Consider the following 14,241-nt stretch of genomic DNA (forward strand, 5'->3'; position numbering starts at 1 on the left):
AATTTGTGAGAAATATGGATATGGTATTAGACATGCGGACATTAAAAAAGATTCTTATTACTATTCTAATTTTATTTCCTTTTTGTTGGTTCTATAATTTTGATTTAGACGGTACGATGAATTGGGCTTTAGGGCGATATGAATGGCCGTATCAATTTAATATGGCATTACGGGATAATTGGAAAAGAGTAGGTATAGAAGGTTATGTCTTTTCTTGTGAAACACACTTTCCTTTTATATATGTTTATGGGGCTGGAGGGTTCACAAAAATATTGAATATTCCGTTTATAGGTTATATAGAGAAACTACCCAATGATAGTTTTTATAATCAAAAAGGATACGGTGAAAAGTTAAGTTATGCTGATGATACAATAGATGATATGAGAAAAGCCTATGGTAGTACATTAGTTATTTATACATCATTTAATGATTTCTCTATACAAGACCAAGAAATTTTTAGAAATATGGTAATAAATACAAAAGCAAATGATTACAGACCTCCATATAACGCAAATGCTATTCAAGAAGGATATGTTAATATTATTAAAGTTTTCAAAGGGTTAGAAACTTTATTAGGTCAAAAAATTCCAATCTAATTTTTTAGTCTTATAAAACTCAAAAGAACGCTATAGTCTAATCTTCAGTAATAAGTAGTACTGAAGAATTCAAGACTATAGCGTCCTTTTATTTTCCGTTCATTTGAGGTATGAGAGGATGTTACAGATATGTCATAGAGGTGAGAGAGATTTTATTTCATGCGAACTGCTTCGGCAAATTCGTCTTCGGTCATGAGTTTTTCTTCTAAGATGATTTCTTTGATAGAGCAACCACGTTTGTACGCTTCTTTTACAACCTTAGCACTCTTATCGTAGCCGATGTATGGTGTTAAGGATGTAGCAATCATGAGAGATTGTTCTACGAAGAAGTTGAGTTTTTCAGGTACAAATTCTACGCCGTCGATGCAGTGTGTTGTGAAAGAGTTCATAGCGTCTGCAAGGAGGCGACAGCTTTCAACAAAATCATAGATCATGATCGGCATGTATACGTTCAATTGGAATGCACCGCTACCTGCACAGAGTGTCATAGTCGTATTGTGGCCGAATACTTGGGCGCATACCATGGTCAAGGCTTCACATTGTGTAGGATTGACTTTACCTGGCATGATGGAGGAGCCCGGTTCGTTTTCAGGTAGATGCCATTCGCCATAGCCACAGCGAGGGCCAGAGCCTAAGAAACGAACATCATTAGCGATTTTGAATAGTGTAGTAGCTAACGTATTGAGTGCCCCGTGAGCCATCATGAACGCATCTTTGAGAGCAAGTCCTTGGAATTTGTTATTCTTAACACGGAATGGAGCGCCTGTTACCTCTGGCAATACAGTTTCCATAACGTCTAGATAGCCCTTAGGTGTGTTCACACCTGTACCGACCGCAGTACCACCGAGTGCTACGTCGAGAAGGTGGTCAGCATTTTGAAGGAGCATAGTTTTGGCAGTTTTTAGGCCGTCCACAAAGGCGCTAATTTCTTGGTCTACCATGATGAAAGTAGCATCTTGTAGGTGGGTACGACCAACTTTTTGCAAGCCTTTCCCTTTTTCTTGCAATTTTTCAAAGGATCCGATAAGGCCGTCCAATGCAGGAATTACGCGTTTTGTAATTTCAAAGTATGCACAGATATGCATTGCCGTAGGGAATGTATCGTTTGTACTTTGACCGCGGTTTACATCGTCGTTAGGATGAAGCGGATTGGATTCATCTAACTGTTTAGCTCGGTGAGCGATGACTTCGTTCACATTCATGTTAGTTTGTGTGCCGGAACCTGTTTGGAATACGGTTAACGGAAATTCATCATCCCATTTTCCGTCCACGATCTCATCTACTACTTGAGCGATGAGTTTCGCTTTTTCCTCAGTTACTGCGCCACACTTTGCATTGGTTAAAGCACATGCTTTTTTTACAAGCGCAAGCGCCTTGATTTGTTCAATAGGGATGCGGTGGTCACCGATTTTAAAATTATTGAACGAGCGTTGCGTTTGAGGTCCGTAAATTCGTCTAGCGTCGACTTCGACTGGTCCCATTGAATCATATTCAATTCTTGTTTCCATAATGTTTACAACCTCCTTAAAAGACATGCCGACCCTACTGTCGGTACTTTAATTATATAAAATCCTGTATATTTGTACAGAATAAAAGAGAATGATTTCTATTTTCATATAATTGATAGGTGTATATGCATAATGCGCATATAAGAAAAGGAAAGTATATTGCGCTTTCCTTCTCCCCATACCTTTATGATTTCAATCTATATGTAAGATTGATAATGCGTTATATGTAGAAAAATTATAAATTAAATATTTCATTTGGTGAATGATGAAAGGTCTATTCTTAGGGTAACCGATTAGGTATATATTAGCGTGGTGGTCCTCCAAAAACGACTTAGCGGCCCTGCGAAGCAGGGTGGGTGGCTTTGGAGGCTTTTGGAGGGCTACCACGCTTAATAAAGTGTTTTGGATACAGAATAGACCTTTCAAGATATTTGTGGGAAAACTTAAATTTATAATTTTCATATGTATACATTATAAATGTCGCATATATATTGAAATCATCGCTTTAACACGATAAAATGGAAGTAGCTTAGTATATTGTTTTAAGTTTATGATTTCACAGAGGAGGTAAGTACTTATGAAACATGACTTTACGAGCCATGACCTTCATCTGCCGGAACTGACGTTACGTGGGATGCTACTTGGTGCATTGATTACTGTTATTTTTACAGCATCTAACGTATATCTCGGTTTGAAGGTAGGTTTGACGTTCTCGTCATCCATTCCGGCAGCTATTATTTCAATGGCAATTTTACGGTTCTTCAAGGATTCTAATGTTCTTGAAAATAACATGGTACAAACGCAGGCTTCTGCCGCTGGTACATTGTCCGCTATTATCTTTATCTTGCCAGGTTTACTCATGCTTGGGTATTGGAATGGTTTTCCATTCTGGCAAACGTTTTTGCTCTGCGCATGTGGTGGTTCTCTAGGTGTGTTATTCACCATTCCATTGCGTCGTGCCATGGTAGTGAATAGTGATCTACCATATCCTGAAGGCCGTGCAGCAGCAGAAATTTTAAAGGTTGGCTCTCACAATGGTGAACAAGGCCCTCAATCTAGCTCCGGTATGACAGACATTGTGTCCGGTGGCTTTGTAGCTGGCCTTATTAGCCTTTGTGCAAATGGTTTCAAAGTGCTTGGCGATAGCATGAGCTTCTGGATTCCTGTAGGTGGCAAAGGGATTACTCAAATTCCTTTGGGCTTCTCTACAGCGTTGTTAGGTGCTGGTTATCTTATTGGTATCGCTTCTGGTATCGCTATCCTCGTTGGTGTACTCATCGCGTGGGCTGGCTTCGTACCTTACTTCACTAATATGTTTGCTCCAGATGGCGGTGCTACTGCCAAGTTTGCAATGGCTGTTTGGAAATCTAAAGTTCGTTTTATCGGTGCTGGTGCTATCGGTATTGCTGCGATTTGGACTTTGATTACCTTAATCAAACCTATCATCGAAGGTATGAAAATTTCTGTTAAATCCATGAATAGCAGCTCCGCAGAACGTGAATTGCATCGCATGGATACAGATATGAGTACAAAATCCGTTTTAGGTGTATTCATACTTATTCTTATTGGCTTAGTATTTACATTCTGGGATTTCGTATCTGTCGTACCTATTAGTGCAGGTTTAATGTGGACACTCGTTGTAGTAGGTATCGTAGTAGCTTTATTGATTGGCTTCTTCGTAGCTGCAGCATGTGGCTATATGGCAGGCCTTATCGGTACATCTGCTTCTCCAATTTCTGGTATCGGTATTTTAGCGACTATTATTTCTTCCTTAGTTGTATACTTTATCGCAGCGGAAAATAATTTATTTGCTACACAAGAAGGTGTTCAGTTCGCTACTGCTATGGCTATCTTTATGACATCCGTAGTTATTGCGATTGCATCTATTTCTAATGATAATTTACAAGATTTGAAAACTGGCCAACTCGTTGGTGCTACACCTTGGCGTCAACAAATTGCCTTGTTACTTGGTTCTGTAGCCGGTGCCATTGCAATTGCTCCAGTTCTTAACTTGCTTTATCAAGCATACGGTTTCACAGGTGCGTTACCACGTGCTGAAATGGATCCAAACGCTGCATTATCTGCTCCTCAAGCGACTTTGATGACTACCATTGCACAAGGTATCTTCAACTCTAGCATGGATTGGGACTATATCTTAATCGGTGTTGGCGTTGGTGTTGTGGCGATTATCGTCAACTTGATTCTCAAGAGCACAACTGCAACCTTAACATTGCCTCCGTTAGCGGTTGGTATGGGTATTTATTTACCACCTACTTTAGAAGTACCGCTTATTATTGGTTCTTTCATCAGCTACTTCGTAGGTCGTTATCTTGTAGCTCGTGCTAAAATGCGTGCCGGTGAGCTTGCTGACTACGATGTAGAGCAATCCAATCGCCGCGGTGTTCTCTTTGCTTCTGGTCTGATCGTTGGTGAAAGCTTGATTGGTGTAATCATAGCTGTTATTATTGTATTGTCTGTTACAACTGGTGGTGGGGAAGCTCCACTTGAATTAGTAGGTCCTGAATTTGAAAGCACAGCACAATGGTTAGGATTGCTTGCATTCATATTCGCTGGTCTCTATCTTGTTCGCCGTGTTGTTACACACAAGTTCAATAAAGAAGAAGCTCTTGCTATGAAAGCTGAGCAAGAACAATAAGAGGTTAAACAATGAAATTAAAACAGTCTGTACTCATCATTATGGCTGCTGCATTGCCAGTAGTCTCCTTCGCAGCAAGCGAAGTAATACCTGTAACGCAAGATACTGTAAATGTACAAGCAAATCAAACAAATGCGAAACGTGTAAATCGTAATGATTTAACATATCGTATTTCTAGTACTGCTACACCTGAGCAGAATCGTGCGTTGCGCTCTAAAGCGTCTAAAGTAGATCGTAATGCAGTTGAAGTGGTAGCTCCAAATGCGGACCGTTATATGGATCGCAAAGAGGTTGCTGTATCACCTGTGGAATCTACTACAGATCATTTGGATTTAGTATTCCCAGAGGTTAAATCTGTTAGCCCTGCGGTAGAAAAAGCAATCAATACGACCATCAAAAAGTATGTTTCTAAAATACAAAATGATGTAGAAAAGTTAAATGCTAAAGAATCTGATAAAACAAATGTAGTTATGTACTATGATGTTAAAACAGATAAAAACGGTATTTTCAGCGTATTGATTCACACATATACTATGCGTGATCATGATGCCAATGGTGTAAACTATGTAAAAGGTTTCACATTTAACACTACAACAGGTCGCCAATTATCCTTGTACGATCTTGGTGGTCTTAATAAAAAAGAGTTGGTAAATGCGATTAATAATAATCAAGATGTGAAAGATAAATTAGGTGGCGATGTAAATATCGATAAAATGCCTACTGAATTCTACACAACAGATGATTATTCCGTTGTAATGATTTTGCAACAAGATGTGGATTCAATCCATAGCGCAGGTACGGTATATGTACCAGTTGGTATCTTGCGTGACCGCGAAAATGATGTAACAAAAAAATAATCGAACTGTGTAAATTCGATTATGTGTGTATAGTAACAGCTGTTTAATTGTGAAAAGAACCGCTCCTAAGGGGGCGGTTCTTTTTTGTCTATGTTATTGTTTGTCGTTATAATAGTTTACGCGCGGTGGTAATGGGAATTGAATGTTTCCGTCTGACTTTGTAAGCGGCTCCGGTGGTAATTGTAAGAATACATTATCATGGAATTTCTTTTTAAATGCTTTCAACGTCGATTTTTGAATAGAATCAACGGTAATGAGAAGGGCACTCGTATCAGTATTTGGGGAGATGGAAAGGATCTTTCCTTGAGGTTCTTTTTGTTGGTAAAGGGCGATGGCATCGGATTGATACTCTTCTAGTTGAGCCTGATTTAATTTACCTTTTGATACGACTACAGTTCTATCTAGCTGTGGATCATGTGCCTCTGTAATTGCGTTGGAGATGAGGTCAGTTTTCTTTTGATCTGTTAAAGATGCATGTAATTGGCCTGCCTCCCAGAAGAGGGCCCCGTCTTGACGGAATTTGGTGAAATCATTGCCATAGCCTAATGCTTTGTCGATGATATTAGCTGTTTTGTTTTCTACTTGTTGCTTGAACAATGTATTGTGGAAGGCAAGTGCTTGTTCTGTTTGTGTCATGCGGTACGCAATTTCCGCTGCTTCTGCACGAGTTACATATTTTTCAGGGTTAAACAATGTACCTGGAGCGTAGTTTGTGAACCCAAGATAGGCAAGCTCGCGAACGGCATCTTGTGCCCAAGGAGCCACAAATTTTTGGTCTCCATAGGCTATATTATCAAGAACTGTTGGGTCTTCAGTGGTATATCCTAAGTAATGGATATAGTTATCTGCTACTACCGCAAACTCTTGGCGGGACATATATTTTTCTGGTTTATATGTGTCATCGCCATATCCGCTGATGATATTCTTGCGCGCTACAGATTCAATAGCAAGAGCAGACCAACGGTCAGATGTAATATCTTTAAATTTACTTGATAAAAAGGCGGCCGTACCATCATCCGTGATATTGTTGAAGAGAGCTGCTACTTCTTCACGTGTCATAGGTTGGTTAGGTCGGAATGTACCATCGGAATACCCCTTCATTAGGTTTGCTTTTGTTACAGTGCTAATCGAGTTAGCCGCCCAAAAATCACTAGGCACATCTGTAAAGATGTGGGCGCGGATTTTTTGAATATCTTGAGGTGTACCAATAGAGGTGTTTACAATTGCAGGTGATGCAGTATTAGTAGATTTAATTTTAGCTGTTTCGATTTTGGTTGTTTCCGTTTTAGTAACATCCATTTTAGCTACTTCTGTTTTAGCTACATCTGCTCTAGTAGTTTCCATTTTAGTGGCTTCAACAGTAGTTGCAGGAGCATGAGTTGTAGTGGTTGTGTTTGCAGAAGCAAAACCAAGGCCTGTTGTAGTCAATAATGTGCCGAGTACGAGGGCACGTAATGCGTGAGGGGTATTCTTGTACATAAAAATCCTTCCTAATCATGGTAAAGGCTAGCGCTTGATAGCCGTAGAATATAAACTTTCACCAGCATAAAAAGCTATATCCGTCGCATCAAAGTCAATTAGTTGGCATGCATAGTGATATACAACAAAGCAGCGTAGTACTGTCGAGTATACGCTGCCTTGGCTGGTTAAGTGTAACGCCGATTAGCGTTTTACTGTCATTTTTACTTTGGAACCGAATAATTTAGAGATTCCTTGTTGTGTTTCTTTAGATGCTGTAGATACAACTGCGTAAAGTTGGTTATTTTCTACATCAGGGAATGTAGCTAGAATTGTACCTGCTTTTTCATTTTTGTTGTAGTAGTTGCGGAAGTTTGTATCGATTGCATCGTATTCAGCTTGGCTGTATTGGGAGGATTCAACTACAACATAGTTATTTACAGTAGAATCACCACGGTTTGCAAGGTTGGCTTTTACTGTGGAAATATCGCTGTCTGTTTTCAAAGCTACGTGTAATTGATTGTCACGCCAGTACATTACGCCATAATTTTGGAATGCATCTTCTGTTTTATAAGTTTTATTTAATTCAGAAAATACTTTGTCTTCTAATGCAGCTTGTTGTTTTTGATCAAGTGCTTTTAGTGTGCTACGACGAACAGGGCGAACGGTGCGAGTAGGTTCAGCTTTTTCAGCTACTGCAGCATCTTTATTGCCTTTTACGTCTTTTTCAACTTTTTTTGCATCAGATTTTACAGCTTTATCAGCTTTAGCTACATCTTTTTTAGCGTCTTTACTTACTTTAGATGTATCTTTCTCTAATGCTGTATCAGCTTTTTTGGCATCTTCTTTTACAGCTGTTTCAGCTTTAGCTTCAGTTGTAGTGTGTTTTGGTGTTGCAAGGCCAGCACCATTAAGCATACGATTTAATATTGTTGCCGCTTGTGCTCTTGTTACAGGTTGTTTAGGGTTAAAGTTTTCTGTTGCCCCAGATGCTACGATGCCTCGTTGTGCCATGTATTGGATATCTGCCAAGTAAGCAGAGGAGATGCTAGCTTCGTCTTTGAAAGTTACTTTTTCTGCTTTTACAGGTGTAGAAAGATTCAATTTTTTAGCTAGACTAGCAGCAGATGCAACGAATTGTTCGCGGTCCATAGTTTTGCTAGGTGTGAAAGCTGTTTTAGATGTACCTTCCATTACGCCTGCAGCACTAACTAATTTGATAGCAGAGCTAGACCAACGATCTGCTTCCACGTCAGAGTAGGAGGTAGAGGATTCTTTTGTTGCAATCTCTGCTAATTCTTGTTCGTTTAAGTTGTGTTGTAGCACTTTGCCATAAATAGCAGCTGCTTGTTCACGAGTAATTTGTGCACTAGGTTTGAATGTATTATCAGCATAACCAGAAAGGTAACCAGCTTGTGTCATTGCTTGGATAGCATCGCGAGCCCAGTTATCTTTTGTGTCAGGGTATACACCAGTAGGTAAGTTTTCTTTAGTTTTTACAACTTTTTTACCTTCTACCTTTGCAGCATCTTCTTTTACATCATTTTTTACGGAAGTATCAATGCGTTTAACGTCATTTTTTACAGAAGTATCAACGCGTTTAGTATCGTTTTTTACGGATGTATCAGCGCGTTTAGCAGCGTTTTTAGCGGATGCATCAGCATGTTTTGCATCACGTTTTACAACTGTGCTACCATGTTTAGCATCATTTTTGACGGATGTATCAATACGTTTAGCATCGTTTTTAACAGATGTATCAACACGGTGTTCATCCGCTTTAGCAGATACCTCAGCTCTAGTAGCCACATTAGATACTTCAGATTTTATATGAGTCGCAGTTGTTTCAGCGTGAGCCATGCTGAATGTAGAACCAAGGGCCAATGTAATTGCTAAAGACAAAGATAATTTATTTAGTTTCATGAAAAGGGCTCCTTTCAAACTATACTTATATAAAATAAATTATAACACTTTTTAAATTTATACACTACTATAAGAAAATGTAATCTATAAGGATAAAACTTACATGAATTTGAAAATTTGAGTACCATTATATAAATATAGAATGAAATATAGATAAAAGTTGATTTTCTAGTAGTTAAAAATGCAAAATGATAAACATTCGCAAAATCTAGATTTTATGGGGCTTTTACAAGAAAAAATGATAAATGAAATAATAGATGTGATAAAATTCAATGTTTGTTATTACAAAAAGTCATAACGATATAAGAAATAAAAGGGTACATACGAATATAGCAATTCTTTGGACAATATCTACATGATTAATTTATAATTATAGCGATGAGCTTTTGAATATTTATTTGAAAGCATAAGTAATGTTCAGGGCAGAAATTTAGTCGAAAAATTCACTACTAAAAATTGCCATAACACATACATATCAAAATTTTTTATTAGGTTAAGTACTAGAAAAGACGAGGAAGATAATATGAAAATTCATCTTTTCCAACAGTGTTTGATTGACATGTTCTACCCTCATGTAGGTATGGCTGGTGTAGAAGTACTTGAAAGATTAGGTTGTGAGCTTGTAGTACCTAAGAAACAAGTATGCTGTGGACAAATGTTCACTAACTCCGGTTATAATGACGCAGCTATGGACGCAATTAAGAATACAATCGAATGCTTTGAGAACGCTGAATATGTAGTCAGCATGTCCGGTTCTTGCGCTTTTGCAATCCGCGATGAATATCATCATTTCTTAAAAGATCAACCAGAGTGGTTGGCGCGCGCAGAAAGATTGAGTGGTAAAATTTACGAATTCACTCAATTTATTACTGACGTATTAGGTGTTGAAGATGTAGGGGCTCGTTTTAACGAATCCGTTACATACCATACATCTTGCCACGTAACTCGTTTGATGGGCATTAAAGAGCCTCCTTTCAAACTCCTTAAAAACGTTAAAGATATCAACTTGATTGAATTACCACGTGCAGATCGTTGCTGTGGTTTCGGCGGTACTTTCTCAGTTAAAAACCCTGAAATCAGTGAAGTTATGACACGCGAAAAAGCATTGGAAATTGCTGGCACAGGTGCCAACGTTATCTCCGGTTCTGACCAAGCGTGCTTAATGAACATCGCTGGTATGCTTGATCGTCTTCATAAAGAAGGCGAAATTGATCGCCGTATCAAAGTTATGCATATTGCTGAAATCTTAAACTGCCGTTAAGGAGGAGACGACATGGCACTTATATATGACAATCGCCCCTATAAAACACGTATAAAAGAATGTTTGGCTGACGATTTCAAAGTTGCAGCTATTAAAAAAGCACAAGACGTGTTTTATGATAAACGTAATACAGTAGTTGCGGATGTTCCTGAATGGTTAGATTTCCGCGCTGAAGCGGCTAAAATTCGCGATCACGTACTTAACAACTTGGATTACTATGTAAGTCAATTTGCTGACAATGCTGAAAAAGCTGGTTCTAAAGTTCACTTTGCGTTCGATGACAAAGAAGCGACTCAAATTGCATTAGATATCCTTCGCCAACGCGAAGCAAAAATGATCGTTAAATCCAAAACTATCTTAACTGAAGAAATTGGTTTGAACGAAGTATTAGAAGAAGCTGGTATTGAAGTTAACGAAACTGACTTGGCTGAATTTATTTTGCAAACTGCAGTAAGTCCTCCATCTCACATCGTAGTACCAGGTCTTCATTTTGAACGTAACAAAATCCGTGAAATTTTTGCTGAAAAATTAGGTTATACAGGAACTGAAAACCCTACGGAAATGACTCACTTTGTACGTGGTTATGTACGTGAGCGCTTCTTAAAAGCTGATGTAGGTGTTAATGGTTGTAACTTTGCAGTTGCTGAATCTGGTACATGTACAATCGTTTCCAACGAAGGTAACGGTCGTATGGCTAGTTCTATTCCTAAGACTCAATTAATTTTCTTAGGTACAGAACGTATTGTTCCTGATTTCAAAGCTCTTGATGTTATGATGGAAATGTTGAACCGTTCTGCAGTAGGTTCTAAGATTTCTAACTACTTCTCCATGATGACTGGTCCTGCGCGTCCTGGTGAAGCTGATGGTCCTGAAGAAACTCATATCATCATTATTGATAACGGTCGTTCTGGCATCTTGGGTGGTACATTCCAAGAAATGCTACGTTGTATCCGTTGTGGTGCATGTATGAATATCTGTCCTGTATACCGTCACGTTTCCGGTCATGGATATGGTTCTGTATATCCAGGTCCAATGGGTGCTGTATTGACTCCATTATTCAAAGGTTACGATGTAGCCGGCGATCTTCCATATGCTTCTACATTATGCGGTGCATGTACAGAAAACTGTCCAGTAGCTATTCCATTGCATGAATTGTTGATGGAGCACCGTCATATCATGGCTGATATTGAAAAGACTCGTCCAAAAGCAGAAGAAGCTATCTTCACAGCAGCTGCTAAGATGTTCGGTAATGCAACATTATTTGATCTTGGCACAAAAGCTGGTGCTATCGGTATGAACTTAATTAGTAATAAAGAAGGTAACATGCCTGAATGGACTCAAGCTATTCCAGTTATGAACGGTTGGACTAAGTCTAAAGAGTTGGGTTCCTTGAAATTCAAGAAATTCCGTGATTTATATGCTGAACATGAAAAGAACAAGAAGAAGGAGAAAAAATAATGGATGTAGCTAAACGTAATCAATTTATTGCACGTTTATCTCGTGCATTAGGCCGTGATCAAGAAATGTGCCCTGCTTTTGTAGAAGGCTTTGATTATAGCCATGGTCCTCAAGAAACTATGTTCCAAGATTTGAGTCGGGATCAAATTTTGACAATGTTTAAGGAACAATGTCAACGTGTTGGTACAAAATTCGTTGAAACTACACCTGATAAACTAGGTGAAACAATTTTTGCAGCTATCGAAGACTGGGGAAACGGTAAAATTGTATTCCCAAGCTCTCCTGAAGTAGAAGAATATAAATTAAAAGAATTGTTCGAACAAGATGCAGCTAATAATGGTGGCACTCGTACATACTTCCAATGGGATCCAGCTAAAGGTCGTGAAGAATGTATTTCTAATACTGCTAATGCTGATATTGGTATTACATTCCCATACTGCGGTATTGCAGAAACTGCTACTGTAGTACAAGCTTCTGGTGAGGACTCTGGCCGTGCGATTAGCTTGTTGCCTACAACACATATTGCTGTGTTGTATACTGATACAATCAACCCTCGCATGACACAAACAATGGAACATTTGGCTGAACGGTATCACAACGATCCAGCTAAGTTCCCTACAAATATCTGCTTGATTTCTGGTCCGTCCCGTACGGCAGATATCGAATTGGTAACTGTAGATGGTGCTCATGGTCCTATCCAAGTAACTTATATCTTAGTTAACAGATAATATAATAGCTAGATTTACTAAAGGCGATTTTCTTCTGGAAAATCGCCTTTTTGGTGTATATATTACAGAATACATTAAATGTTACCAAAAATTAAATATTATACTTGTATTTTTTTCGATATATGCTATACTAAGTTCATAACCTATTGTTGTGATATGAATTAAAGAGGTGTATTATGAATATTCCATTCTTTACAGATTACCTCATGTTAAGCAATCCACTAAGTATTGGTATTATCGCGGTGTTTGTGCTCGTGTTAATTGGTATTTATGTATTGCAACGCAAGGGCACATCCTTCGGTAATCTTGTTATTATTGGTACTATTGCTGGTGCCGTACTTGGTATAGCGGTCCAAATTATTGCAGGCTTCCCTGATGATCCATCCAAAGTGGTTTACATCAAGGAAAGTACAAAGTGGTTCTCTCTCGTAGGGGGCGGTTTCATCGACTTAATCCGCATGCTTGTTATTCCTATCGTTTTTATCTCTATTGTTCACGTTATTTTGCACATGGAGGCAGGAGCTAACCTCAAAAAGTTAGTAGTTGCCATGATTTCTACAAATCTCGGCATGGTAGCTGTTGCTGCTATAGTCGGCCTAATTTTGGGGAATGCCTTCGGTTTAGGTCAAGGTTTTGATATTGTTGAATCTGGCAAGAAGATTCGTGAAATCAAACCTATGGTTGATACATTCCGAGCACTAATCCCTAGCAATCCAATTCAAGCGGCTGCTGAAACAAATGTTATCGGCATTGTCGTATTTGCAATTATCTTGGGTAGCGTAGCTCGTCTATTAAAACAAACAGGGACAAACTCTATGGAGGTGTTCACAAAACTATTTGATGAACTTCACCAATTGATTTCCTGGGTAGCTGATTTCATCATTGGTCTTATGCCATATGGTGTAGTTGCTTTGTTAGCTTCTACATTGGCAACACGCGGTGTACAAGCTATTCTTGATATGGGCTTGTTCGTAGTATTGCTTTACGTTGGTCTTTTGATTATGTTTGTCGTACAAGCAATCTTGATTACTAGCTTTGGCTACAATCCGATTACATACTTCAAGAAAGCGAAAGCACCACTCTTATTGGCGTTCACTTCTCGTTCTTCGATGGGGGTATTGCCATTAACTGTAGAGACTTTGACAAAACGTCTTGGTGTAAATGCTACAACTGCTAATACAGTAGCTTCCTTCGGTACTACTGCGGGCATGCAAGGTTGTGCGGGCGTGTTCCCAGCACTTGTGGTGGTGTACATCTCTAATGTAGCCAATATTCCATTTGATATGACTATGTATATCATGAGTGTTATCGTTATTGCTATTGGTTCTGTTGGTATCGCAGGCGTGCCAGGTACGGCTACAATGGCGGCATCTGTATCCCTTAGTGGTACAGGCCTTGGAGCATACTTCACCTCCATTAGCCCAATTCTAGCTATCGATCCATTGATTGACATGGGACGTACATGTTTGAACGTATCTGGGTCATTAACAAATGCTTTGGTAGTAGACAAAATTATGGGAACCATCGATAAGGATGCATACAATAATCCTAACGAAGGTCGCGTATAAAAACTAGCAATACTTAATCATATAATTATTATAAAAAGGGGCTGTAGCTGAATGTGGTAAAACCACATTTGGTTACAGCCTCTTTTGCCTTTTTTTAAAAGTGATAATTATTACAGATTGTAAACTATATTATTAAGAATCGATATTGAAATTGTGAGCTTAGCTACTAACATACTTATGCATATATGGTATACTAAGCGTTATAAAGTTACGAATTATGCTTAATAAATA

Annotated in this window: 10 protein-coding genes; 7 read left to right on the plus strand and 3 right to left on the minus strand. The window is 38.7% G+C overall.

What is annotated here, in order from left to right:
• The first annotated feature begins 14 nt into the window (after positions 1 to 14).
• On the plus strand, positions 15 to 596 hold the full coding sequence (locus tag HMPREF0874_RS05420; RefSeq protein WP_008602223.1) for a hypothetical protein: 582 nt from the start codon (positions 15 to 17) through the stop codon (positions 594 to 596).
• A gap of 152 nt (positions 597 to 748) precedes the next feature.
• Here the strand turns inward: HMPREF0874_RS05420 and HMPREF0874_RS05425 are convergent, their stop codons facing one another.
• Positions 749 to 2,104, minus strand: coding sequence for a lyase family protein (locus HMPREF0874_RS05425; protein ID WP_021148612.1), 1,356 nt, complete (start codon positions 2,102 to 2,104; stop codon positions 749 to 751).
• 577 nt (positions 2,105 to 2,681) lie between these two features.
• On the opposite strand from HMPREF0874_RS05425, the gene HMPREF0874_RS05430 reads away from it, so the two are divergent.
• Complete coding sequence (locus tag HMPREF0874_RS05430) at positions 2,682 to 4,760, plus strand: OPT family oligopeptide transporter (protein ID WP_008602227.1); 2,079 nt, start codon at positions 2,682 to 2,684, stop codon at positions 4,758 to 4,760.
• 11 nt (positions 4,761 to 4,771) lie between these two features.
• On the plus strand, positions 4,772 to 5,617 hold the full coding sequence (locus tag HMPREF0874_RS05435) for a hypothetical protein (protein ID WP_004698216.1): 846 nt from the start codon (positions 4,772 to 4,774) through the stop codon (positions 5,615 to 5,617).
• A 93-nt stretch (positions 5,618 to 5,710) separates the two neighbouring features.
• On the opposite strand, the gene HMPREF0874_RS05440 is transcribed toward HMPREF0874_RS05435, so the two are convergent.
• The gene (locus tag HMPREF0874_RS05440; RefSeq protein ID WP_008602228.1) at positions 5,711 to 7,096 is read right to left on the minus strand and encodes an S-layer homology domain-containing protein; all 1,386 of its coding nucleotides are present in this window, start codon (positions 7,094 to 7,096) and stop codon (positions 5,711 to 5,713) included.
• 183 nt (positions 7,097 to 7,279) lie between these two features.
• Positions 7,280 to 8,995 (minus strand): S-layer homology domain-containing protein, encoded by a 1,716-nt coding sequence (locus HMPREF0874_RS05445; protein ID WP_004698169.1) that lies wholly within the window; start codon positions 8,993 to 8,995, stop codon positions 7,280 to 7,282.
• Positions 8,996 to 9,518: 523 nt separating this feature from the next.
• Here HMPREF0874_RS05445 and HMPREF0874_RS05450 point away from each other — a divergent pair.
• From HMPREF0874_RS05450 to HMPREF0874_RS05465, 4 genes are all read left to right on the plus strand, one after another.
• Positions 9,519 to 10,256, plus strand: coding sequence for a (Fe-S)-binding protein (locus HMPREF0874_RS05450; RefSeq protein WP_004698263.1), 738 nt, complete (start codon positions 9,519 to 9,521; stop codon positions 10,254 to 10,256).
• Between the two features lie 12 nt (positions 10,257 to 10,268).
• Complete coding sequence (locus HMPREF0874_RS05455; RefSeq protein WP_004694882.1) at positions 10,269 to 11,714, plus strand: LutB/LldF family L-lactate oxidation iron-sulfur protein; 1,446 nt, start codon at positions 10,269 to 10,271, stop codon at positions 11,712 to 11,714.
• Positions 11,714 to 12,442: a lactate utilization protein C gene (locus HMPREF0874_RS05460; protein ID WP_004698205.1), complete on the plus strand. Its 729-nt coding sequence runs from the start codon at positions 11,714 to 11,716 to the stop codon at positions 12,440 to 12,442. The genes HMPREF0874_RS05455 and HMPREF0874_RS05460 overlap by 1 nt, the downstream gene beginning before the upstream one ends.
• Before the next feature lie 176 nt (positions 12,443 to 12,618).
• Entirely contained in the window at positions 12,619 to 14,010 is a 1,392-nt protein-coding gene (locus tag HMPREF0874_RS05465) for a cation:dicarboxylate symporter family transporter (RefSeq protein WP_008602231.1), read from the plus strand.
• The last annotated feature ends 231 nt before the right edge of the window (positions 14,011 to 14,241 follow it).

The organism is Veillonella sp. 6_1_27, from assembly GCF_000163735.1.
GTDB lineage: Bacteria > Bacillota > Negativicutes > Veillonellales > Veillonellaceae > Veillonella > Veillonella parvula_A.